The sequence below is a fragment of the Bacillus sp. FSL K6-1012 genome (assembly GCF_037964915.1).
Classification (GTDB): domain Bacteria; phylum Bacillota; class Bacilli; order Bacillales; family Bacillaceae; genus Bacillus; species Bacillus halotolerans.
On record NZ_CP150175.1, the window covers coordinates 2,824,339 to 2,848,394 of the forward strand.

Sequence of the window (24,056 nt, forward strand, 5' to 3'; positions counted from 1 at the left end):
CTTCATTCCTTAAAACATCTTCATCATTCTTTTTCTCATCCGCTTCATGCTTCGATTATTCAGCATGTCAGATTGAGTTGCCATTCGGTACACGAGAGCCCCGGCTCCCAGCGCCAAAAGAGAAGTCATTGTCCGATTCATCCTGCGCATCTCCTTTCGTTATTAAAAATTGATGCTGCGTTCATCCTCAGAAAACAAATCATCCAGGCTGCTTAGCGTTCCGTCTTCTTCCACTTGATGAGTTTCAATCTTCCCTTTGACCACTGTCAGCTCAATGAAACAGCCCCAGCAATAATATTGGTTCACGCCGATTTTCCCGATATCCTTACTTTTGCAGTTCGGGCATATAAGCATATCTCACACCTCTATCCGTTCAGAACGATCTCGTCTTTCCGCACCTCTACAAGCGAATCCGCTCTTTGGATCTGGCGTTTGCACCCCGCCAAGTCAGAAAAGAAACCGTCCGAGAGTTCATATGCTACGATTATGCCCTTGTCCAAACAAAAGTATACATCTTCCAGCATCCCCAAAATATCACCCTCTTGCGATTTCACGAGCTTCATTTTCATCTGCTCATATGTGAAGCATGATTTCGGAAGAGGCAAAAGCTGTTCTGAATTGACTGCGGCCAATATCCGGTCATGAAGAATGCAACTGATATCACATGCTCGTAAAAGCGCATGATGGTTATGAAAAAGACGTTTTTGTTCAAGAATAAATCCAAGACAATTTCCTTCAAGAGAAAAACAAATATCAGAAATCGTCCCAAGATAAAAAGAAGTTTGTTCTGAATATACAGGAAAACCTTCTACCTCATGGCATGTTCTCAAAGTGTGATCAACCACCTTTTGTTGAACAGGCTTAGGTTTTGCTTTTCACCTTTGACACATACGATGAAATCACTTCCACCCCCAATGAAAAAAGCTCCCGCAAACGGGACTGACCCCCGTTTTTGAGACAGGGATCAAAACACCTTTTATACAGCCAATTGCCGATAGCTTATCGGTGATTGGCTGTTTAGTTTCGTTTGAATACGAATGTTGTTATAATAATAAATGTATTCTTTGACAGTGCGTTCTACGATGGCGGTCGTGGTTCGATTAATGCTGTTAAGATAGAACGTTTCAGACTTTAGTGAGGAATGAAACGATTCGATGGAGGCATTATCAGCGGGCGTCCCTTTGCGGGACATGCTCATGGTAATGCCTTTTGTTTTAACAGCTTTCTGATACTCATAAGATGTATACACAGATCCTTGGTCACTATGTAACACGCAGTTCTGAGGCAGTGTTGGCAGCTGATCAAGTGTGTTTAAGACAAAGTCTGTGTCCTGCTTATCTCCAATCGTGAAAGCAATTACTTCTCCATTGTATACATCCAATATACTGGAAAGGTACAATTGTTTCTGTCCATAAGGCAAATATGTGATATCCGTTACTAGTTTTTCAAGAGGATGATCGGACTGAAAGTTCCGATCTAATATATTATCAACCACGGCATATGGCTGCCCATTCTTCTTGCGCTTTTTCACCTTAACCCGGCACTGCCACTGATTTTTCTGCATGATACGCTGAACCGTTTTATGGTTAATACGCATTCCCTTTTTTAATATAGCTGTAATTTTTCGATATCCATATCGATACTTGTGCTCTCGGCACAACGTGCCGATTTGTTTTTCCAAATGGCACTTGGGATGATCTTTCATCAGGTTCTTCTTCCAACGATAATAAGATGCTCGTGAAATACCTAAATGAACACAGATATTCTGTACGGTCATTGTGCTGTGCAATACTTCTACAAGTTCGACTGACGTTTGGCTATCAACTTCCTTTCCAATTCGTTGTACTTTTTTAGAACTTCATTCTGTTGTCTCAGATAACGGTTCTCTGCCTGCAGTTTCTCTAATTCGGAAGAATACTCCGGACCTTTTCCGTAAGTGTATTGCTTACCAACAGGCTGTTCAAATCGATGTGTATCCCCAGCCTTATGCCATCTAACCCATGTCTGAACCTGCGTCTTATTCTTGATATTCAATTCCTGCATGATCTCTTTCATAGGTACGCCTGCCAATCTCATTTCTACAGCCTTCTGTTTGACTTCAATCGGATAACTCACTCTTGTTCCCATACAAAAAACACCTCCAAGTCTTATTTAAGGATAACAACTATCCGTTTTCAAACTTGAAGGTGTTTTTTATTTGTCTCATCTTATGGGGTCAGTCCCAAACACGGGAGCCCTTTTTACAGCTGTTCTTCTTTCATAAAATCGAATGGCGTAATGCCTTCCATTCCGATATTTGCGTCGTGCACGCTGAACGGGAGCTCTTTTTGCAAAGCCGCAAGCTCAGCATCCATTTCAGCCGCATGCGCTGACAGCCTGTTTTTTAATGAGGTCTGTCTGACAGTCGCGTCATTATTTTTCACGCCCCACTCCAGCGCTTCCTCTTCCCCGCATAAAATGAGAAATTTCTTCGCCCTCGTTATGGCGGTATATAGAAGGTTTCTTCTGAGCATTCTATAGTAGCCCTTCACTACTGGAAGAACCACGATCGGAAATTCACTGCCCTGCGATTTATGAATAGAGCAGCAATACGCATGAGTAAACTGACTGAAGTCTTTTTTCGTAAACGTCATTTCATTGCCGTCAAAAGAGACAACAGCCATGTCTTCTTTTTCTGTATTTTCCTTCGCATAGAAAATTGAAGTGATTTCTCCAATATCGCCATTAAACACATTGTTTTCCGGCTGATTGACAAGCTGCAAAATTTTATCCCCGGTTCTATAGACAACGTCACCGAACTTAATTTCCCTCCGCTTTTCTTTTGGAGGGTTTAAAATATCCTGCAGCATCACATTCAGCTCATTGATTCCGGCTTTCCCTCTGTACATTGGGGCGAGGACCTGTATATCTTTTGCCGTATATCCTTTTTTCAATGCATTCGCGACAACCTTCTCAACCACTTCTTTAATTTGCGAACCACCGCAGCGAATAAAGGAACGATCCTTTGTCGGGGCCGTCAGGTTGTTCGGAAGCAGCCCGTTTTTCATCTCGTGGGCAAGCTCGACAATCGACGATCCTTCCGCTTGCCGGTAGATGTCAGTCAGTCTTACGGTCGGAATCACCTGGGATGCCAAAAGGTCTCTGAGCACTTGACCGGGTCCGACGGAAGGCAGCTGGTCTTCGTCTCCGACAATGATGATTTGAATATGGTCAGGGATCGCTTTGAATAAATGATTCGCAAGCCATATATCAAGCATACTCGCTTCATCGATAATCAAAAGCTTCCCTTCAATCGGCTGGTCCTCTGTATGAGTAAATCCTTCCGCGCCGTTCCAGCCGAGCAGCCGGTGTATCGTAACCGCCGGAAGACCCGTTGACTCACTCATTCGTTTCGCCGCTCTACCTGTAGGCGCGGCCAGCACAATCGGAAAGGCTTCATCTTTTTTATAATCCGACGGATCAAGCGAAGCACCGTGGAGTTCTCCATACAATTCCACAATGCCTCTGATGACCGTTGTTTTACCGGTACCCGGTCCTCCCGTTAAAAGAAGCATCGGTGACGACAGAGCTTTTTGTATCGCTTCCTTCTGACTCGGCGCGTACTGAACATTCATACGCTCTTCCAATTCCCCTAAAGCCAAAAGGAATTCTGATTCAGGAAACTGGTCGTCATATTCGGTTTGGCTTGCGATCTGTTTCACACGCTTTGCAACATTTTGTTCAGCGAAAAACAGCGACGGAAAGTAACATCGTTCATCTTCAATGACAATATCCTTATTCTCTCCAAGCGCAATCATTGCATTAGCGGCATCCATTTCTGTAATGCGCTGTCCCTCTGCCGCTGACTGATTTAACAGCGTTTGGGTTTCGATAATCAGCTGCTTCGTTTCTATGTACGTATGCCCTTCTGAAAGGCATGTCGTTTCAAGCGTGTACAAAATAGCCGCTTTTATCCGCTCAGGATGATTCCCTGAGAGCCCCATTCTTCCGCCAAGCTCATCTGCTTTTCCAAAGCCGATGCCTTCCACGTCTCTCACAAGCTGATAAGGGTTTTCCTGAATTTTCTCCAGCGTCTCGGATTCATAGGCCTGATAGATTTTCATAGACAGCTGAGGGCCGAACCCAAATTGATTCAGCGAAATCATAATTTGCTCCAGTCCCTGATGCCGCTGCAAAGCACCGGCAAGGGTGTCAGCTTTCTTTTTTGACAGTCTCGGAACATCATAAAGGACTGAAGAATTAGCCAAAATTTTATTAATCGCACTGTCACCCAGTTTTTTCACAATCTCTTCAGCGGTTTTTTTACCGATTCCTTCAAACAGATCGCTCGACAAATACTGAATGACGCCTTCTTTTGTTGTCGGGATCTCCTTTTTGAAATGCTCAGCTTGAAATTGCAGTCCGAACTTTGGGTGAGTAACGGTTTTTCCGTAAAACGTGTAGGTCTCTTCTTCTTGAAGCGCAGGGAAGTAGCCCGTCACGGATACGACTTTATCTTCAATAGCTTCGGAGGTCTCTGTGACTTTCACTTTCAGAACCGTATATAAATTGGCGTCATTGTGATAAATGACGGTGTTTACTGTCCCTTTTAAAAAGGGCTCCTCCTCCATTTTCAGCTGATCCGGGTGCTGCTGCACGAGCCGTCCCTCCTCCTGAGCTTTTTATGATGGGTCGATCAGTTTTTTTGCATGAAGCGCCAGCATATGATCGGGCTGGATTTCGATAGCCTTGTCCAGCATTTCAAGCGCTTTTTCACGATTTTCTTTATAAGCATAAGCGACACCGGAGTTATAAAACGCATCCGCGTGCCCCGGGTCTTGCTCTGTTACAGCTTCGAATTGGCTGAGTGCTTCGTCCAGCATGCCTTCGTTCGCTAAGCACATCCCGAATTGGAAACGCGCTTCTGCATCGTTTTCATTCAGCTCGACGGCTCTTTGTAAATATGGCAGAGCGAGCTTAGGCTGCTCAAGCTTTACGAGAACGGTTCCAAGCATGTAGAAAAGATCACCGTTCTCCATTCCGGCACGCAGCGCTTTTTCAAACATGTCTTTCGCTTCTTTGTACATTTCTTTTACAACATAGACATTTCCTGCTCCATAATAAGCAGTGGCTGCCCCACTGTCTAAGTCAAGCGCTTTTTCATAAAACGCAAGCGCCCGTTCCAGTTCATTTACTGATGAAAGCAGGTTAGCAAAGTTAATATACGGAATTGCGTCTTCTTTGTTCTCTTCAATCGCTTTTGTAAAAGCCTCTGCCGCTTTTTCGTAATCGCCTTCCTGCATTGCCTCTATACCGGCTTGATTGTAGTCCACAGACATCTTCCTTTCATTAAAAAACCCCAACTCGCTGTTGAGGTTTTTTTCATTTTATACATACCACAATTTTGTTCCGTCTTTATATACGTCATCGATGGTTCCGCCGCCAAGGCATTCTTCGCCATCATAGAAGACAACGGCTTGTCCCGGTGTGACAGCACGGACCCGTTCGTCGAAGATAACCTCCGCTTCGCCTTCCCCAGTCATTCGAACCGTGACTTTATGGTCTTCTTGACGGTAACGGAATTTAGCCGTGCAGGAAATCTCTTCGCCCTTCATGATATCCGAACGAACCCAGCTGATATTGGTTGCTGTGATTTTATCGGAGTAAAGGAGCGGGTTGTGGAACCCTTGATCCACGTAAAGGATGTTCTTTTCAAGATCTTTACCGACCGCAAACCACGGCTCGCCGCTTCCGCCGATGCCAAGGCCGTGACGCTGTCCGATCGTGTAGTACATTAACCCGTCATGGCGTCCTTTTACTTCGCCGTCCATCGTCATCATATCGCCCGGCTGTGCAGGGAGATATTGGCTAAGAAACGTTTTGAAGTTGCGTTCGCCGATAAAACAGATGCCTGTGCTGTCTTTTTTCGTTGCCGTTGCAAGTTCTGATTCTTTGGCAATTTCACGCACACGGCTTTTTTGAAGCTCGCCGATCGGGAACATGACTTTGCTTAGCGTATCTTCTGTCAGCTGATTCAAGAAGTACGTTTGATCTTTGTTTTCATCAATGCCGCGCAGCATTCTTACTTTGCCGCCGCTTCTGTCGACCCTTGCATAGTGGCCAGTCGCTAAATAGTCGGCGCCAAGTGACAGTGCATGCTCCAAAAATGCCTTGAATTTAATTTCTTTGTTGCACAGCACATCCGGGTTTGGTGTTCTGCCTGCTTTATATTCATCGAGGAAGTATTGAAATACCTTCTCGTAATATTGCTTTTCAAAATTAACGGCATAGTACGGAATTCCGATTTGATTGCAGACGCGGATCACATCTTCATAATCCTCTGTCGCCGTGCAAAAACCGTTTTCGTCCGTATCATCCCAGTTTTTCATAAAGATTCCGATCACGTCATAGCCCTGTTCTTTTAACAGCAGAGCCGCCACAGATGAGTCTACTCCGCCGGACATGCCGACAACGACTCTTGTATCCTCCGGCCGTTTTTCCATTTCATTCACTCCAATAATTAAGTCCACCTTATTGTGTCAGCCGCTTTACAACAGCAGCCACATGTTCGGCAGCGGTTTTCACTTGCTCAGCCGTATTGCCGAGACCGAAGCTGATTCGAATTGAGGACGTCAGCCGGTCGCTCTCTTCACCGAACATGGCAGTCAGAACGTGTGACGGCAGGACTGAACCAGCGGTGCACGCTGATCCGCTGGAGACCGCAACTCCCGCCATATCAAGATTTACCAGCAGTGCCTCCACAGATACACCGGGAAAATAAAGGTTCATGACATGCGGAAGGCTATGCTCTTGATGTCCATTGATCTCGAATGCCACACCGGCATCCTTAAGCGTGCCGGCTATGATTGTTTTAAACGATTGATACTTCTCGTTTTTTTCGTCCCGTTCTTCGCCCGACAGCTTGACCGCTTCTTTCAGCCCGACAATTCCCGGAACATTTTCTGTTCCGGCACGGCGTTTTCTTTCTTGCTCTCCTCCGAATAACAGCGGAGAAAGCTTTACATCCTTACTTGCATATAAAAAGCCTGTCCCTTTTGGCCCGTTGAGCTTGTGCCCAGAAACAGACAGAAGGTCAATATGGCTGCTTTTCACATCAATTGGAAAAAACCCGAATGCCTGAACAGCATCGGTATGAAAATAAGCCTTATGTTCCTTCAGCAGCTGGCCGATTTCATCGATCGGCTGCACAGTTCCGACTTCGTTATTTCCATACATCACTGTCACAAGGATTGTATCATCACGGAGTGCTTCTTTCACCTGATTTGCACTGACTCTGCCGTTTTCATCAACATCCAGATACGTCACTTCAAATCCGTCTTCCTCCAGTTTTTCGCAAGTGTGAAGCACGGCGTGATGCTCAATTTTTGTCGTGATGATATGTTTTCCCTGATCTTTTCTGGCAAGCGCAGTTCCCATTATCGCTAAGTTGTCGGCTTCCGTTCCCCCGCTAGTGAAAATAATTTCCTGTTCTGCCGCACCAATTTCAGCTGCAATCTGCGCTCTTGCTTCGTCCACCCATTTGCGTGATTCTCTTCCAAATGAATGAATGCTGGATGGATTGCCGAAATTTCCGGAGAAATGCGGTATCATTTTCTCCAGCACGCGATCATCCATCGGAGACGTTGCGGCGTGATCCAAATAAATCCGTTCCATTTTGTTTTACACCTCTGATTTAAATATAGAACATATAAGCTTCTTGCTCCCCATCTGTATAGCTGGCAAGGTCCTCTAATGTTGTGCTGTCTAACACTTCTTTAACGGCATCCCGTATGCGGATCCACAGCTCCCGCTTGGCAGGCTCCTCGTCTTCGAGCACTTCCACAGGGCTGATCGGACCTTCAAGCACGCGGATGATGTCTCCAGCTGTAATGGCATCCGGCTCACTGCCTAATACGTATCCGCCGTATGCGCCTCTGATGCTTTTGACTAAGCCGGCATTTCTGAGCGGTGAGACCAGCTGCTCTAAATAATGCTCTGACAAATTATTTGTCTGTGCGATGCTTTTTAATGAAGTCGGGCCTTCACCATGCTTTTTCGCGAGCTCGATCATAATGGTGAGACCGTATCTTCCTTTAGTTGATATTTTCAACATGAACACCTCTGTTATTTCATGATTTTCCACATATATAATGGTAATTTCTATATAATTCGTCCGTTTATTAAATAATAGACCAACTGCTATTATAGCATACCTTCTGCGAATTTTCATGGAAGCTGGCGGAAACGGGGCTTCCCCCTTTTCTAATTTCCGGTTTTCCGTTACCCTGTAATTAAGTAAGGAGAGATGATGATGAAGCCATTGGCATATCGGATGCGTCCGACGAAAATAGAGGATATTATCGGCCAGCAGCATCTGGTGGCTGAAGATAAAATTATCGGCAGAATGGTTCAGGCAAAACATTTGTCATCCATGATTTTGTACGGGCCGCCCGGAATTGGAAAAACCTCAATCGCAACAGCAATCGCCGGTTCAACAAGTATTGCTTTCCGCAAGCTGAATGCCGTTATTAACAATAAAAAGGATATGGAGATCGTAGCCCAAGAAGCCAAAATGTCCGGCCAGGTCATTTTGATTTTGGATGAAGTCCACAGACTCGATAAAGGAAAACAGGATTTTCTTTTGCCTTATTTAGAAAATGGCATGATTATTTTAATCGGCGCCACTACAGCTAACCCATATCACGCCATAAATCCGGCCATCAGAAGCCGAACGCAGATTTTTGAGCTAGAGCCATTAACACCTGAATTGATTAAACAGGCATTAGAGCGAGCTCTTCATGATGAGCATCGGGGGCTTGGCACATATTCCGTTTCAATTGATGACCAGGCGATGGAGCATTTTGCCCACGGATGCGGAGGAGATGTCCGTTCCGCTTTAAATGCGCTTGAGCTTGCCGTATTGTCAACGAAGGAGTCTGCGGACGGCGTGATTGACATCACGTTAGAGTCTGCGGAAGAATGCCTGCAGAAAAAGAGTTTTTCTCACGATAAAGACGGTGATGCGCATTATGACGTCTTGTCCGCTTTTCAAAAATCGATCCGCGGCTCTGATGCCAACGCCGCTCTTCACTATTTGGGCAGATTAATTGAAGCGGGTGACTTGGAAAGCATCGCGAGAAGACTGTTGGTTATCGCCTATGAGGATATCGGCTTAGCCAGCCCGCAGGCCGGGCCGAGAGTGCTGCATGCAGTTCAGACCGCCGAACGTATCGGCTTCCCTGAAGCGCGCATACCGCTGGCCAATGCGGTCATTGAGCTCTGTCTCTCGCCAAAATCCAATTCAGCTATTTTAGCAATCGATGAAGCGCTCGCGGACATCAGAGCAGGAAAAATCGGCGATGTCCCAAAACATTTAAAAGACGCGCATTATAAAGGAGCACAGGAACTTGGAAGAGGAATCGACTATAAATACCCTCATAATTACGAAAATGGATGGGTTGAACAGCAGTACCTCCCTGATCCTTTAAAGAACAAGCAATATTACAAACCGAAGCAAACTGGTAAATTTGAATCTGCGTTAAAGCAAGTGTACGATAAATTAATAAAAAGAAAATAAAAAAACAGCCTTGAATATGCGGGACTGACCCCATAAGATGAGACAAATAAAAAACACCTTCAAGTTTGAAAACGGATAGTTGTTATCCTTAAATAAGACTTGGAGGTGTTTTTTGTATGGGAACAAGAGTGAGTTATCCGATTGAAGTCAAACAGAAGGCTGTAGAAATGAGATTGGCAGGCGTACCTATGAAAGAGATCATGCAGGAATTGAATATCAAGAATAAGACGCAGGTTCAGACATGGGTTAGATGGCATAAGGCTGGGGATACACATCGATTTGAACAGCCTGTTGGTAAGCAATACACTTACGGAAAAGGTCCGGAGTATTCTTCCGAATTAGAGAAACTGCAGGCAGAGAACCGTTATCTGAGACAACAGAATGAAGTTCTAAAAAAGTACAACGAATTGGAAAGGAAGTTGATAGCCAAACGTCAGTCGAACTTGTAGAAGTATTGCACAGCACAATGACCGTACAGAATATCTGTGTTCATTTAGGTATTTCACGAGCATCTTATTATCGTTGGAAGAAGAACCTGATGAAAGATCATCCCAAGTGCCATTTGGAAAAACAAATCGGCACGTTGTGCCGAGAGCACAAGTATCGATATGGATATCGAAAAATTACAGCTATATTAAAAAAGGGAATGCGTATTAACCATAAAACGGTTCAGCGTATCATGCAGAAAAATCAGTGGCAGTGCCGGGTTAAGGTGAAAAAGCGCAAGAAGAATGGGCAGCCATATGCCGTGGTTGATAATATATTAGATCGGAACTTTCAGTCCGATCATCCTCTTGAAAAACTAGTAACGGATATCACATATTTGCCTTATGGACAGAAACAATTGTACCTTTCCAGTATATTGGATGTATACAATGGAGAAGTAATTGCTTTCACGATTGGAGATAAGCAGGACACAGACTTTGTCTTAAACACACTTGATCAGCTGCCAACACTGCCTCAGAACTGCGTGTTACATAGTGACCAAGGATCTGTGTATACATCTTATGAGTATCAGAAAGCTGTTAAAACAAAAGGCATTACCATGAGCATGTCCCGCAAAGGGACGCCCGCTGATAATGCCTCCATCGAATCGTTTCATTCCTCACTAAAGTCTGAAACGTTCTATCTTAACAGCATTAATCGAACCACGACCGCCATCGTAGAACGCACTGTCAAAGAATACATTTATTATTATAACAACATTCGTATTCAAACGAAACTAAACAGCCAATCACCGATAAGCTATCGGCAATTGGCTGTATAAAAGGTGTTTTGATCCCTGTCTCAAAAACGGGGGTCAGTCCCTGCTTCAAGGCTGTTTTTTATTCATTATTTATCCTTCACGCGTTTGATTTCAATATCTTTCAAAAGATCCATGACAACATGACCGCCCATAATCAATCCCGCAACTGACGGCACAAAAGCATTAGAGGACGGCGGCATTTTGGCTTTGCGGATTTTCGCATCGTCATTTCCGACTTCTTTTCTGACGTCTTCCCGGATTACAATCGGGCTTTCATCGGAGAAAATCACTTGAACGCCCTTTTTGATGCCTTCTTTACGGAGTCTCGTACGAACTACCTTTGCAATTGGGTCAGTATGTGTTTTAGAAATATCTGCAATTTGGAAACGTGTCGGGTCTGTCTTATTCGCCGCACCCATGCTGGAGATCAGCGGAATATCCCGTTTCAGACATTCTTTCATTAAATGGATTTTATAATGAATGGTGTCTGACGCATCAATCACATAGTCAAGGTTATACTCAAAGAATTGCTCATACGTTTCTTCCGTATAAAACATTTTTAACGAAATCACTTCACACTCGGGGTTAATGTCTGCAATACGCGCTTTCATTAAATCCACTTTCGGCTGACCGACAGTTGAAAGAAGAGCGTGAAGCTGACGGTTTACGTTTGTGATGTCCACATCATCCTTATCAACAAGCAGGATGCGTCCAACGCCTGAACGTGCAAGCGCCTCCGCTGCGAACGATCCGACGCCTCCAACTCCAAGCACAGCAACCGTGCTGTTTTTCAGCGTTTCAAGGCCTTCTTTTCCGATAGCTAATTCATTGCGTGAAAACTGGTGTAACAAGAACCTCACTCCACATTCGTAATCTGGTTTTCATATGATAAATGGCTATTACAGAAACAGCCGTTTTTTCTGCGCATAAAAAATAAAGTCCCAATTGTGCCGTTGCAGCTTTCCTTTGTTTTGAACCCGCTCTCAGCAGGTGGGTGCCCTCTTTTAAATCTTGTAAGTCCTCTTTACCGAATGAAAAGAGGCATGTACGCCATTTAAAAATGCGGGCTCCCAAATCAAAAAAATGTTCGGTCAAAACTAGGTGTACAACTAACACATCAGGACTTTATTTAACTTGTCAAAATCATATCACAGACGATTTTGATTTTCAAGAATCGAACTGCACATTCAGTTCTTTACTTTTGATTTAATAGAAAGGTGAAGTTCATCAAGCTGCGCGTCGCTTACTTCTCCCGGCGCATCTGTCATCAGACAGCTTGCACTTGCCGTTTTCGGGAAAGCGATCGTATCTCTCAGATTCGTACGGCCGGCAAGAAGCATCACGAGACGGTCTAAGCCAAGCGCGATTCCGCCGTGCGGAGGAGCGCCGTATTCAAATGCCTCAAGAAGGAATCCAAACTGTTCTGCTGCTTCTTCTTTTGTGAAACCAAGCAGTGCAAACATTTTTTCCTGAATATCCTTTTCGAAAATACGGATCGAACCGCCGCCAAGCTCATAGCCGTTTAAGACGAGGTCATAGGCTTGTGCTTTCATGTCCTCAGGCGCTGTTTCAATCAGCTCAAGGTCTTCACGGACAGGCATTGTAAACGGATGGTGCGCTGCGTAAAAACGGCCTTCCTCCGCATCATGCTCTAAGAGCGGCCAGTCAATAACCCATAAGAAGTTGAAGAGGTTTTCATCAATGAGTCCCCGTTCTTTTCCAAGCTTTAAGCGCAGGGCTCCGAGTGATGCGGCAACAACTTCGAATTTATCCGCTCCGAACAGCAGCAAGTCACCTTCAGCGGCATTAAGTGCTTCAATCAGCTTAGACTGCTTTTCATCATCAAAGAATTTGGCGATCGGGCCTTTCACTCCGTCCGCTTCGACCTTCACCCAAGCAAGTCCTTTCGCTCCGTAATTTGCGGCAAACGCGCCTAGAGCATCGATGTCTTTTCTTGAGTAATCGCCTGCCCCGCCTTTTACGTTGATGGCTTTGACTACACCGCCGTTTGCCACAGCTGATGAGAACACCTTAAATTCAGTATCTTTTACAATGTCAGATACATCTGTCAAAAGCATGTCAAAGCGAGTATCCGGTTTATCAGAACCGTATTTGTTCATCGCCTCGTCATACGTCATTCGAGGCAGAGGAAGCTTGAGTTCCACACCTTTCGTTTCACGCATAATCTTTGCCATCATATCCTCAGCCAATGACATAATGTCTTCCTGGCTCATAAAGGACATTTCAATATCGATTTGCGTAAATTCAGGCTGGCGGTCCGCACGCAAGTCCTCATCACGGAAACAGCGGGCAATCTGATAATAGCGTTCAACGCCTGAGACCATCAGAAGCTGTTTAAATAGCTGCGGAGATTGAGGCAGCGCATAGAATTCACCTTCGTGCACACGGCTCGGCACCAAGTAGTCACGTGCCCCCTCAGGTGTGCTTCCTGTTAAAATCGGCGTTTCAATATCAAGAAACCCTTTTTCATCTAAAAAGCCCCGAGCAGCTCTCGTCACGTTATGGCGCAGCTGGATCGTTTGAAACATAGCCGGTCTGCGCAAATCTAAGTAACGGTATTTTAAACGCACGTCCTCTGATACATCATCCGCTTGATCAGAAATGGCAAACGGAGGCGTCTTCGCAGCACTCAATACAGTCACTGCATCAGCGTGAATTTCAATCGCGCCTGTTTTCAAATTCTTATTCACTGTACCTTCTTCGCGCGCAACCACTTTCCCTTGAATATCAAGTACATATTCGTTTCTGATGCCTTCCGCAATAGCAAGCGCTTCTTTTGATACATCAGGGTTAAAAACGACTTGAACAATTCCCGTACGGTCACGCAAGTCAATAAAAATCAATCCGCCGAGGTCCCGTCTTTTTTGGACCCAGCCTTTCAGCGTTACAGATTCGCCAATTGCTTTTTCAGTCATTTCGCCGCAATAATATGTTCTTCCAAACAATGCGTTCCACTCCTTATCCCTTTTGGTTTGCTTTCATCACATGTATCAATTCATCAAGAGCCACTTCAATCTGTTCGCCTGTTTTTGCATCCTTTACATTGATTTTGTTTTGAGCAAGCTCATCCTCTCCCAAAATCGCAATAAATCTGGCGTTGAGGCGGTCAGCTGTTTTAAACTGGCCTTTCATTTTCTTATTTTCGTAATCAATTTCACTGGAAATGCCGGCTTCTCTCAGTTTGTACACCAACGAAACGGAATAATCCTTCGCTTTCTCGCCAAGCGTCACGATATAGCAGTCAATCCCCTGATCAACAGGCAGTTCTCTTTTTTCAGCATCAATTGCGGCAAGCAGGCGTTCAATGCTCATCGCAAATCCGATGCCGGGCGCTTCTGGTCCGCCGATTTGCTCGACCAATCCGTCATAGCGGCCGCCGCCGGCAAGCGTTGTAATCGCGCCAAAGCCTTCCGCATTGCTCATGATTTCGAATGCGGTATGATTATAATAATCCAGCCCTCTCACAAGGTTAGGATCAATTTCATAAGAAATGCCGAGATCGTTTAAATATTGCTTCACTTTTTCAAAATAAGCGGCTGATTCTTCATTTAAGTAAGTAAGAATAGAAGGTGCCGATTTCATCAGCTCATGATCCCGGTCCTTTTTGCAATCCAAAATTCTAAGCGGATTGGTGTGCAGACGTGACTGACAGTCTGAACAAAATTCCTCGATGCGCGGCTCAAAGTGTTTCACGAGCGCTTCTCTGTAGCTTTTGCGGCTGTCCCGATCGCCAAGACTGTTTATCACAAGCTTGACGTTTTTCAAGCCGACCTTCTGATAAATCCCCATCGCCAGCGCCATTACCTCAGCATCTATTGCAGGGTCTTTCGAACCAATCGCTTCGATTCCAAACTGATAAAACTGGCGGTAACGGCCTGTCTGCGGACGTTCGTAACGGAACATCGGCCCGACATAATACAGCTTTGTCGGCTGAACAGGATTCGCAAATAATTTATTTTCATTAAAAGCGCGAACTGCTGCAGCAGTTCCCTCGGGGCGAAGCGTCAGGCTTCTGCCTTTGCGGTCCTGGAAGGTGTACATTTCTTTTTGTACAATATCCGTAGACTCCCCGACGCCTCTGGCGAACAGTTCTGTATGCTCAAAAATCGGCGTGCGGATTTCTTTATATTGATAAGTTCGGCAAGTGTCTCTCATGATTTGTTCAACATACTGCCAGCGCTCTGATTCTCCGGGCAGAATATCTTGTGTTCCTCTTGGAATGTTATATCCCATGTGTAGACCTCCTTATGTATCCCTTATAAAATATACATTTATCGTCAATGATGAAAAATAAAAAAACTCCCGCCCCTACTATACACATATAGTAGGGACGAGAGTTATACCCGTGGTGCCACCCTAGTTGGAATATTTTCGTATTCCCGCTCGATCCTTTAACGCAGGTTCACGTTCACTGCCTAATGACGGTATCACGCGTTCAGCAGGAAACCTCCGGAGTGTTGTTTCGAGAAAGACGCAATGGGAGCCGCTTTCAGCCTGGGGCGGTTCCTCTCTAGCCATGCAATCTGACCTACTCTTCTCCATTATTGGTTCAGTTTAATTATTATTTATTATGTACTCGATTTCTATTATAATAATGGCATTGCTGTACTCTGTCAAGCTTTATTCCGGTTGTTTTTTTGCTGTGATGCTTCTTTGGACATAAGACCAAATTCCGTTGCCGTTTCAGTGAGATAACCGATTGTATCAGGATCGGCATGATCACTGAAATGCAGGTTTCCTTCGCCGTCGTGAAATGCACGTCCCATTTTTGGATGATATTTCATGATTTGCACACCTTTTTCATTGGATTTATGCCTAGTATAAACAAATCATTTTATTTTTATTTAAAAATCAGAAAGGACTTTACGATATTAAGAAAGAATGCTTTTTTTTATGATCATTAGAAAGGAGGACACAATGAGCAAGAAACACTTTGTCCTTATTGTATGTATTATCGTCGCCGGGGCGCTTTTCCCGCCTTTTTCTGCCGTTACAGCCGCTCAGGGAGAAGCGGTCATCGCAACAGATGAAATGAACGTCAGAAGCGGCCCGGGGCTTAGCTACGGCATCATGGCGGAGGTGAAAAAAGGAGAACGCTACCCCATCTTGAAAGAAGACGGAGACTGGGTGCAAATACAGCTTGGTTCCGGAGATAAAGGGTGGGTTGTCTCCTGGCTTATTACTAAGGAAAAACAGTCAGGCACAAGCTCTACAGACAGCAGTGAAACCGTAACATCAACAGATCCCGATTTACGGATGAGAACAGGCCCTGGTACTTCATACGAAGTCATCGGCAAATTCCCGCAGGGCAGCCAAGCCGCAGTGATTGACAAGAATTCCGGCTGGATCAAAATATCATATCGAAATTCCACCGGATGGGTATCTTCCGAATACGTCACTTCAGGCAGCGGCAGTTCAGCGTCTGAGGAAAGTGATCAGACAGAATCATCTGGTTCAACAACGGGCACGGTTGGCGTTTCTTCACTAAATGTCAGAGGCTCTGCCTCACATGATGCAGCGATTATAACAAAACTCTCGCGAGGAACGAAGCTTACAATCCTCGAAGAGAAAAACGGCTGGCTCCATATTGAAGTGAATGGGCTAAAAGGCTGGGTCGCAAGCCATTACATTGTGACCAGTTCTGACCCAGCTGAAGATTCAGCTGATGTCAGCAGTTCAGACAGTACCAAAAAAGCCTATATCGTATACGGAGGAACGAATTTAAGAAGCGATGCCTCAACATCAGCTTCTATCGTTAAACGCGCAGCCAAAGGCGATGCGTACTCCATTACCGGATCAAAGGGCAGCTGGTATGAAGTAAAACTTGACAATGGGCAGACCGCTTATGTCGCCAACTGGGTGGTACAGACGTCTAAAAGCGCTGAAGAATCCGGAGAGCCGCCTGTCGCTGATTCCGCTTCCGGAAGCGGGTCGCTGAAAAACAAAGCGATTGTTGTCGATCCGGGGCATGGAGGAAAAGACAGCGGGACGATCGGCTATTCAGGCCAATTCGAAAAAAAACTGACGATCAAAACGGCGCAACTGCTGGCCAGCAAACTTAGATCAGCAGGAGCAAACGTGTATGTGACACGGCAGGATGATACATTTGTCAGCTTACAGTCACGAGTCTCGACGTCTCACTACCGCAACGCAGACGCCTTCATCAGCATTCATTACGACAGCTTTGCGGATACTTCTACAAGGGGAAGCACAGCTTATTACTACAGTCCTGCAAAGGATCAGGAACTGGCATCAGATGTACACTCTGAAGTGGTTAAGCGATCTTCAATTCCTGACCGCGGCGTACTGTTCGGAGATTATTATGTGCTCCGTGAAAACAAACAGCCCGCTATGCTGTACGAGCTAGGATATGTAAGCCATCCGCAGGAAGAAGCCATTGTACATAGCAATTCATATCAAGAAAAAGTAACAGACGGAATTGAGAGCGGATTGGAGAAATATTTTCAATAAAAAAAGCTGCCTTTTGGCAGCTTTTTTATTTTGAATCCATAATCAAAGTAACCGGTCCGGAGTTAGTGAGCTTTACATCCATCATGGCGCCGAATTTACCGGTTTCTACTTTGATTCCTTTTTCACGAAGCAGATCATTCCATTTTTCATAAAGGCCCAAAGCCTTATCAGGTTTTGCGGCGTTCATGTAGTTCGGGCGCCGTCCTTTTCTTGTATCTCCGTAAAGCGTAAACTGTGAAACAGACAAAACCTCTCCGCCTGTATCCAGAAGCGACAAATTCATTTTTCCATCACTGTCATCGAAAATGCGAAGATTCACCACTTTATCCGCTAAGTAAGCGGCGTCCTCTTCTGTATCATCGTGAGTGATGCCGACCAGGACCATAATGCCTTGTCCAATTTGGCCGATCACATCTCCATCAACGGTTACGCTTGCTTCTGTTACTCGCTGAACGACTAATTTCATTTTCTGACTCCTTTAATTCATGACGCGGCGCACAGAATATATATCCCTTATTTGCTTAATGCGCTCGACGACTTTATGCAGATGATTGATGTTCTGGATAAAAATAGCCATATGAATGGTTGCCACTTTGTTGCGATCCGATTTGCCAGAGACAGAAGAAATATTTGTTTTCGTTTCATTCACTGCCTGAAGCACCTCGTTAAGCAATCCGCGGCGGTCATACCCAAGAATCTCGATCTCAACATTGTATTCCTTGCGTTTTTGCACCTGTGACTCATGTTCCCACTCTACGGGGATCAGCCGCTCCTGCGCTTCATTCGTTTTGACATTCGGGCAGTCGTCGCGATGGACGGAAACCCCTCTGCCTTTTGTAATGAAACCGACAATATGGTCACCAGGCACAGGATTACAGCATTTCGATAAACGCACAAGGAGATTGTCGATCCCCTTGACGCGAACGCCAGCTTCCCGCTTTCTTCCTTGCGGATACGGTTTAGGCTCCGCAGTGACATCCTGAACAATTTTTTCTTGTTCTTCCTGATCGCGCTGTTTTCTTTCTTTTTCCGTCAGCCGGTTCGCCACCTGCAGGGCTGTGATGCCATTGTAGCCGACCGCTGCGTACATGTCTTCTTCATTTGAGAAATTAAATTTATCTGCAACTTTTTGGATGTTCTCCGGTGTCAGGACGTCCTTCACTTCAAAGTCCAGATTTTTAATTTCTTTTTCAACCAATTCACGGCCTTTTTCGACATTTTCTTCGCGCCGCTGTTTCTTAAAGAATTGACGGATCTTATGCTTCGCCTGTGAGGTTTGAGCAAGCTTCACCCAATCCTGACTCGGACCATAGGAATGCTTGGAGGTGAGAATTTCAACGATATCACCTGTCCGGAGCTTATGGTCAAGGGTCACCATTTTTCCGTTGACCTTCGCACCGATTGTTTTATTGCCGATTTCAGAGTGAATCCGGTAAGAGAAATCAATCGGGACAGAACCGGACGGAAGCTCGATGACATCTCCTTTTGGCGTAAAGACGTACACCATATCCGAGAACAAATCGATTTTGAGCGATTCCATAAATTCTTCGGCATCTGTTGATTCATTTTGGAATTCCAAAATTTCGCGGAACCATGAAAGCTTTTTCTCAAATGTTGCGCTTTCACTCGCTGCTTTTCCTTCTTTATAAGCCCAGTGAGCCGCAACCCCATATTCCGCGATTTCATGCATTTCAAAGGTGCGGATCTGCACTTCCAGCGGGTCGCCTTTAGGCCCTATAACTGTTGTATGAAGCGATTGATACATGTTCGGCTTCGGCATTGCGATATAATCTTTGAACCTGCCGGGCATCGGCTTCCAGCATGTATGAATAATGCCGAGCACCGCGTAGCAGTCCTTTATACTGTTCACGAGAATCCGGACAGCAAGCAGATCATAAATTTCATTGAATTGCTTATTTTGCAGCACCATTTTTCTATAGATACTGTAAATATGCTTCGGCCGGCCTGAGAAGTCAGCCTTGATGTTGACTTCTTCGACACGTTTTTTCACCTCATTGACAACCTCGTCGACATAAAGCTCGCGTTCTGCGCGTTTTTTCTTCATGAGGTTGACAATTCTGTAATATTGCTGAGGATTCAAATAACGGAGCGCCGTATCTTCCAGTTCCCATTTAATCTTTGAAATCCCGAGGCGATGAGCCAAAGGAGCAAAAATTTCCAGCGTTTCATTAGAAATTCTACGCTGTTTTTCTTGGGGAAGATGTTTCAGCGTCCGCATATTGTGAAGACGATCCGCCAGCTTGATCAGTATGACCCGGATATCTTGAGCCATAGCGACAAACATTTTGCGATGATTTTCCGCCTGCTGTTCCTCTTGAGATTTATATTTAATTTTACCGAGCTTCGTTACACCGTCCACAAGCATTGCCACTTCCTCGGAGAATGCTTCCTTCAGGTCATCAAGCGTCACATCAGTATCCTCCACTACATCATGCAGAAATCCGCCCGCGATTGTGGATGGATCCATTTCAAGATCAACGAGAATTCCCGCAACCTGAATCGGATGAATAATGTAAGGCTCGCCTGATTTGCGGTATTGCTCGCGATGAGCATCTTCAGCGTACAGGTATGCTTTTTCGACAAATGCGATATGCTCATCGGATAGATAACTGCGCGCTTTATCAATAACTTGCTCGGCAGTCAATACTTGTTCGTTCGCCATGGAATCACCTTTTTTAAAATGTAAACTGTATTGTAGTTTATTATCAAGAAAAAAACGATAGATGTAAAGAGCAGAAGTTCAAATCACCAAATAATATATCAAATAAATGCAAAACAATAGGAAAAAAGCACCCTGTATCGAGTGCTTTTTCCTTTATGAGGTTATCTTTAGTATTTCATTAATGTTAAGATGTCATAATTATCAAGTTTATTTCTGCCATCAAGGTAAGAAAGCTCGATTAAGAAAGCGATACCAGCTACAATGCCGCCAAGCTCCTCAACAAGTTTGATTGTTGCTTCAATTGTGCCGCCTGTTGCAAGCAGGTCATCTGTAATAAGCACACGCTGGCCTGGTAAAATCGCATCTTTGTGGATCGTTAATACGTCTTTGCCATACTCCAAACCGTAATCCACTTTGATGACCTCACGCGGCAATTTGCCTTCTTTGCGCACCGGTGCAAAACCGACGCCAAGCGCGTAGGCAACCGGACAGCCGATAATAAAGCCGCGTGCCTCTGGACCGACAACCAAATCAATTTGTTTTTCTTTCGCATATTCCACAATTTGATCTGTTGCATAGCGATAGACATCGCCTTTATCCATCAGTGTCGTAATATCTTTAAATTGCACGCCCTCTTTCGGGTAATCCGGTACAATTGTTACGTATTGTTTTAAATCCATCTGTTTTATGTCCTCCTCGTACTTTCATAAGCCTCTGAATCTTGTTTCATCAGCTTATTCAGCCATTCCTTCAGCTCTTCAGCCGCAGAATAATTCAGCTTTTGATCCAGCTCCATCAGCTGCTGTTTTGCTTGATATGTTTGCGAGTCTGTTAAATCGCGTTTTTTCGCTCCGCTTATTACAGACAGCACACCATTCTCTATTTTAACAAAACCGAGATCAAAAAACACCTTTGTCATGAAATTGATTGTTTCAACGGACCAGCCTTTATGCCTCGCAAGCTCTGAGCCGTGTTTATTCAAGTCAAAAGTGCCTCTTTTCAGCAAGAATGCATAATACCATTTAAAGTGGTCTCTTGCCGGAAAAGATGATAAAAAGTGTTCCTCATGATTGAGAAAGATGAAGTAAATCCGCTCAGGCGCTTTGCCTTCCAACAAACGTGCGAGCATGTCCAGCGAAGGCGGTGAATCCAGTAATACAATATATGCACCGTCAAGTTCATATGCCTTCGCTTGGTCTTCAGAACTGATAACGTGCACGTCATGGCGAAGATCTTCAGACTGAAGAAGCATTGCGGTTTCTTCTTTGAAGGAGACAATGACTCGTTTATCAGACGGAAGGGCGGAAACCGTATCTTTCCACGTGCGTTTTCCTCTTAAGTCAAACAGCTGCCATTCAGCAACAGCCGCATCCTTGATCATCAGCTGCGGTTTTTTTCTGTTATTCCATTCATTGATCGACATTTCACCAACAATCGAAATTTTTGAACCGGGCACTATACTTTCCTCAAGCTCGCCTTTGTTAAAACCGACGCAGTCAAGCTGGGAGGAATCGTTTCTAATCGTCATTTTGACATGATTTTTATTCGCCCCGATTTTGCGGACATCTTCCAGCACTGCGTTTTCTACCATCACATGCGGTTTCGGATTCAGCATGCCGAAGGGGGAAAGCAGATTCATCTCTGTGATGCTTTCAACCGTAATGTCCTCCACGCTGCATACGAGGTCTACTTCCTGTACAGGAATAAAATCTTCTTCTGTAAGCGTATTGTCAGCTATCTCATTCAGCCTGTTCCGCAATTCCGGCACATCTTCGGCATTCAGCGTCATGCCAGCCGCCATTGGATGGCCTCCAAAGTGCGGAAGAATATCTCTGCATTCAGAAAGGCTTTCAAACAAATTAAATCCCCTGATGCTTCGTGCCGAACCTTTGGCGATCCCTTTTTCTTCATCAATTCCAAGGACAATGGCCGGGCGGTAAAAACGGTCTACAAGCTTTGAAGCAACAATTCCGACGACTCCGGGATTCCATCCTGCTTTTGCCACGACAATCGCAGTTTGATTAAGCCCTTCTTGTTCAACCATTTCAATCGCTTCATCCGTCATTTTGCTGACCATCTTTTGCCGTTCTTTATTAAGCTGATCGATTTCAGCGGCAAGCTCTTCCGCTTCAAACGGGTCCTCTGACATCAGCAAATGAACAGCAGGATCGGCCTGTTCAATTCTTCCGACTGCGTTCAGTCTCGGTGCGAGCTGAAATCCGACGGTTTCTTCGTTCGCTTCTCCGATTTCTCCGCCTGAGAGCTTAATCAGTTCTTTTAAGCCAAGCCGGTTCGTCCGCCGGAGCTTTTCGAGACCTAATGTTGCAATTAATCTGTTTTCATCATGCAGCGGAACTAGATCGGCAATGGTGCCGATTGCCGCCAGGTCAAGAAGTTCATCTGGCAATTCGCCCAATAATGCGTGGGCAAGCTTAAACGCCACGCCCACTCCTGCAAGCTCCTTAAAAGGATAGGTGCAGCCAGGCTGCTTCGGGTGAACGATCGCATGGACATCCGGAAGCTCCGGTCCAGGCTCATGGTGGTCGGTAATGATGACATCTAAGCCAAGTTCCTTTGCTACCTTCGCTTCATGGACAGCGGCAATCCCCGTATCAACCGTAATAATGAGTGAGAAGCCTCGTTCTTTAATCGAGCGAAATGCCTGTTCATTAGGGCCGTAGCCTTCTTTAAACCGGTCAGGTATATAAAAATCAACTTGCGCCGACAGCTTTTGCAAAGTGTGCAGCATCACTGACGTACTGGTAACTCCATCGGCGTCATAATCGCCATATATCATAATCTGTTCTTGTTGTGAAATCGCCTGTTTTATTCGTTCTACCGCTTCTTTCATCCCCTTCATCTCATAGGGATCATAGAATTCGGCATCCTTTGTATGTAAAAACAGCCTCGCGTTTTCTGCCTTATCAAAGCCTCTTTTTACAAGCAGCGACGCAACAAGAGGTGTTATGTCCAATTGTTCTGTGAGTGATTTGACCTTTTCCTGATCTGGTCGCTGGATTTCCCATCGCATTTTTGACGCTAACATAAATTCACCCCTCAACCACCCTATTATACTAGAGCAGGCTGAAGGGTTTCAAATATAATTCGAAAACTAGTCTTTTTTCTCAATAATGGCGGATGCATCCTGTGTGTCGGCTTGAACATCATTCAAATGAGCATCCTCTTGGTTATGTATCACATCCTGTGCGGTTTTGGTTTCTTTCCGCAACGCTTTTATTTCTCTCTTTAATTTCATGACTTGAAAAATTCCGGCAGAAAAAACGATCAGCGCCCCCATCAGTACTGAACCTAAAATGACTAGAATAAGCGGCCACTCTGATCTGCCAAACAGGTAATCAACTTCTACGGATCTTACATTAATGACTGCGAAAACAGCGACAAGCAACGTAAAAATAAGTGCAAATATAATCGTCCATTGTTTGTTCATTCGATTACCCCCAAACTTCACTTATTGAGGTTAGTTTCCCTATTCACATTGGTTTTAAACATGGCTTGACGCGAGTCAAGCCCCCAGTGCGGTTAATTTTTCACGGATCAGCCTCTTCAGTCCGTCTCTCTCTCCAGAGATGACGAGTGTATCTCCTTCTTCTATCACTGTTTCAGACCCTGGATTCAATTGCTTTTTCTGATTCTTCTTTAATATAGCGATGACTGTCGCTTGATATTCCTGCCGCACGTCCAAATCACCGATTGTCTTGTGAACGGCTGGTGCTCCTGCTTCTGCTTTAAACCATTCTATGATCAAATCGTCAAGAGCCACTTCCACGGTTTCTAACGCTTTCGGTTTATATGCCATCCCGCCCAGAATCGCAGAAATCTGCCTCGCTTCCGCATCATCAAACTGTACGGATGTCACACATTCTTCATGATCATTTTCGTCAAAATAATACAGCTCTCTTCTGCCGTCGTCATGAATGATAATTGATATTTTATCTTGGTTTCTGGTGACAATCTCAACTTTTTGCCCGATACCCGGCAGCTCCGACTCGCGAACCTTCATACCCAAACCCTCCCACATAAATGAAAACCTGTCACAAATCCTCTTCACACCATTTATA

22 protein-coding genes, 1 other RNA gene and 1 other annotated feature are annotated in these 24,056 nt (G+C 44.9%); of the genes, 3 read left to right on the forward strand and 20 right to left on the reverse strand.

The window, feature by feature from the left end; all coding sequences use genetic code 11:
- Positions 1 to 9 precede the first annotated feature (9 nt).
- The 9 genes from NSS75_RS14780 to cymR form a co-directional block, all read right to left on the reverse strand.
- Positions 10 to 141: a YrzQ family protein gene (locus NSS75_RS14780; RefSeq protein ID WP_024122308.1), complete on the reverse strand. Its 132-nt coding sequence runs from the start codon at positions 139 to 141 to the stop codon at positions 10 to 12.
- A gap of 21 nt (positions 142 to 162) precedes the next feature.
- On the reverse strand, positions 163 to 354 hold the full coding sequence (locus NSS75_RS14785; RefSeq protein WP_010335110.1) for a hypothetical protein: 192 nt from the start codon (positions 352 to 354) through the stop codon (positions 163 to 165).
- A gap of 11 nt (positions 355 to 365) precedes the next feature.
- Positions 366 to 845 carry a PRC-barrel domain-containing protein gene (locus tag NSS75_RS14790; protein WP_223257231.1) on the reverse strand — a complete coding sequence of 160 codons (480 nt, stop codon included), beginning with the start codon at positions 843 to 845 and terminating at the stop codon, positions 366 to 368.
- A 131-nt stretch (positions 846 to 976) separates the two neighbouring features.
- Positions 977 to 2,127 (reverse strand): IS3 family transposase gene (locus NSS75_RS14795; RefSeq protein WP_339233173.1). Its coding sequence is split into 2 segments (ribosomal slippage): positions 977 to 1,854 and positions 1,854 to 2,127, totalling 1,152 coding nucleotides; the frame shifts between segments, so codons are not numbered across the junction.
- A gap of 113 nt (positions 2,128 to 2,240) precedes the next feature.
- The gene (locus tag NSS75_RS14800) at positions 2,241 to 4,637 is read right to left on the reverse strand and encodes an ATP-dependent RecD-like DNA helicase (RefSeq protein WP_339233560.1); all 2,397 of its coding nucleotides are present in this window, start codon (positions 4,635 to 4,637) and stop codon (positions 2,241 to 2,243) included.
- Positions 4,638 to 4,661: 24 nt separating this feature from the next.
- Entirely contained in the window at positions 4,662 to 5,318 is a 657-nt protein-coding gene (locus NSS75_RS14805) for a tetratricopeptide repeat protein (RefSeq protein WP_116429896.1), read from the reverse strand.
- A 48-nt stretch (positions 5,319 to 5,366) separates the two neighbouring features.
- Positions 5,367 to 6,482 carry a tRNA 2-thiouridine(34) synthase MnmA gene (gene mnmA, locus NSS75_RS14810; RefSeq protein ID WP_213417782.1) on the reverse strand — a complete coding sequence of 372 codons (1,116 nt, stop codon included), beginning with the start codon at positions 6,480 to 6,482 and terminating at the stop codon, positions 5,367 to 5,369.
- A gap of 28 nt (positions 6,483 to 6,510) precedes the next feature.
- The gene (locus NSS75_RS14815) at positions 6,511 to 7,653 is read right to left on the reverse strand and encodes a cysteine desulfurase family protein (RefSeq protein WP_339233566.1); all 1,143 of its coding nucleotides are present in this window, start codon (positions 7,651 to 7,653) and stop codon (positions 6,511 to 6,513) included.
- A 19-nt stretch (positions 7,654 to 7,672) separates the two neighbouring features.
- The gene (cymR, locus tag NSS75_RS14820; protein ID WP_003225879.1) at positions 7,673 to 8,089 is read right to left on the reverse strand and encodes a cysteine metabolism transcriptional regulator CymR; all 417 of its coding nucleotides are present in this window, start codon (positions 8,087 to 8,089) and stop codon (positions 7,673 to 7,675) included.
- Positions 8,090 to 8,290: 201 nt separating this feature from the next.
- On the opposite strand from cymR, the gene NSS75_RS14825 reads away from it, so the two are divergent.
- Together NSS75_RS14825 and NSS75_RS14830 are read left to right on the forward strand one after the other, a co-directional pair.
- Positions 8,291 to 9,556 (forward strand): replication-associated recombination protein A, encoded by a 1,266-nt coding sequence (locus tag NSS75_RS14825; RefSeq protein ID WP_103672583.1) that lies wholly within the window; start codon positions 8,291 to 8,293, stop codon positions 9,554 to 9,556.
- Positions 9,557 to 9,672: 116 nt separating this feature from the next.
- Positions 9,673 to 10,823, forward strand: a protein-coding gene (locus NSS75_RS14830; RefSeq protein ID WP_339233173.1) for an IS3 family transposase whose coding sequence is annotated in 2 segments (ribosomal slippage) — positions 9,673 to 9,946 and positions 9,946 to 10,823 — 1,152 coding nt in all. Because the reading frame shifts where the segments join, the coding sequence is not laid out codon by codon here.
- Positions 10,824 to 10,888: 65 nt separating this feature from the next.
- Here the strand turns inward: NSS75_RS14830 and NSS75_RS14835 are convergent.
- The 5 genes from NSS75_RS14835 to NSS75_RS14855 all read right to left on the reverse strand — a co-directional run bounded on the left by NSS75_RS14835 (position 10,889) and on the right by NSS75_RS14855 (position 15,607).
- Complete coding sequence (locus NSS75_RS14835; protein WP_059293512.1) at positions 10,889 to 11,653, reverse strand: tRNA threonylcarbamoyladenosine dehydratase; 765 nt, start codon at positions 11,651 to 11,653, stop codon at positions 10,889 to 10,891.
- An 83-nt stretch (positions 11,654 to 11,736) separates the two neighbouring features.
- Positions 11,737 to 11,929: non-coding RNA, 6S RNA (gene ssrS / locus NSS75_RS14840), on the reverse strand.
- Positions 11,930 to 11,989: 60 nt separating this feature from the next.
- Positions 11,990 to 13,768, reverse strand: a complete 1,779-nt coding sequence (gene aspS / locus NSS75_RS14845; RefSeq protein WP_024122315.1) for an aspartate--tRNA ligase — start codon at positions 13,766 to 13,768, stop codon at positions 11,990 to 11,992.
- A 13-nt stretch (positions 13,769 to 13,781) separates the two neighbouring features.
- Complete coding sequence (gene hisS, locus NSS75_RS14850; RefSeq protein ID WP_326323339.1) at positions 13,782 to 15,056, reverse strand: histidine--tRNA ligase; 1,275 nt, start codon at positions 15,054 to 15,056, stop codon at positions 13,782 to 13,784.
- Positions 15,057 to 15,146: 90 nt separating this feature from the next.
- Positions 15,147 to 15,377 (reverse strand) — a binding site (T-box leader).
- 59 nt (positions 15,378 to 15,436) lie between these two features.
- Positions 15,437 to 15,607, reverse strand: coding sequence for a YrzK family protein (locus NSS75_RS14855; RefSeq protein WP_010335119.1), 171 nt, complete (start codon positions 15,605 to 15,607; stop codon positions 15,437 to 15,439).
- Between the two features lie 133 nt (positions 15,608 to 15,740).
- Between NSS75_RS14855 and NSS75_RS14860 the strand changes: the two genes are divergently transcribed.
- Positions 15,741 to 17,294, forward strand: a complete 1,554-nt coding sequence (locus NSS75_RS14860) for an SH3 domain-containing protein (protein ID WP_339233574.1) — start codon at positions 15,741 to 15,743, stop codon at positions 17,292 to 17,294.
- Between the two features lie 25 nt (positions 17,295 to 17,319).
- Here the strand turns inward: NSS75_RS14860 and dtd are convergent, their stop codons facing one another.
- The 6 genes from dtd to NSS75_RS14890 all read right to left on the reverse strand — a co-directional run bounded on the left by dtd (position 17,320) and on the right by NSS75_RS14890 (position 23,998).
- The gene (gene dtd, locus NSS75_RS14865) at positions 17,320 to 17,760 is read right to left on the reverse strand and encodes a D-aminoacyl-tRNA deacylase (protein ID WP_010335121.1); all 441 of its coding nucleotides are present in this window, start codon (positions 17,758 to 17,760) and stop codon (positions 17,320 to 17,322) included.
- Positions 17,761 to 17,772: 12 nt separating this feature from the next.
- Entirely contained in the window at positions 17,773 to 19,977 is a 2,205-nt protein-coding gene (gene relA / locus NSS75_RS14870) for a GTP diphosphokinase (protein ID WP_010335122.1), read from the reverse strand.
- Positions 19,978 to 20,144: 167 nt separating this feature from the next.
- Positions 20,145 to 20,657, reverse strand: coding sequence for an adenine phosphoribosyltransferase (locus NSS75_RS14875; RefSeq protein WP_010335123.1), 513 nt, complete (start codon positions 20,655 to 20,657; stop codon positions 20,145 to 20,147).
- Positions 20,658 to 20,662: 5 nt separating this feature from the next.
- Complete coding sequence (recJ, locus tag NSS75_RS14880; protein WP_213417786.1) at positions 20,663 to 23,023, reverse strand: single-stranded-DNA-specific exonuclease RecJ; 2,361 nt, start codon at positions 23,021 to 23,023, stop codon at positions 20,663 to 20,665.
- Between the two features lie 66 nt (positions 23,024 to 23,089).
- Positions 23,090 to 23,425 carry a lipopolysaccharide assembly LapA domain-containing protein gene (locus tag NSS75_RS14885; RefSeq protein ID WP_024122318.1) on the reverse strand — a complete coding sequence of 112 codons (336 nt, stop codon included), beginning with the start codon at positions 23,423 to 23,425 and terminating at the stop codon, positions 23,090 to 23,092.
- 75 nt (positions 23,426 to 23,500) lie between these two features.
- The gene (locus NSS75_RS14890) at positions 23,501 to 23,998 is read right to left on the reverse strand and encodes a cation:proton antiporter regulatory subunit (RefSeq protein ID WP_024122319.1); all 498 of its coding nucleotides are present in this window, start codon (positions 23,996 to 23,998) and stop codon (positions 23,501 to 23,503) included.
- Between the last annotated feature and the right edge of the window lie 58 nt (positions 23,999 to 24,056).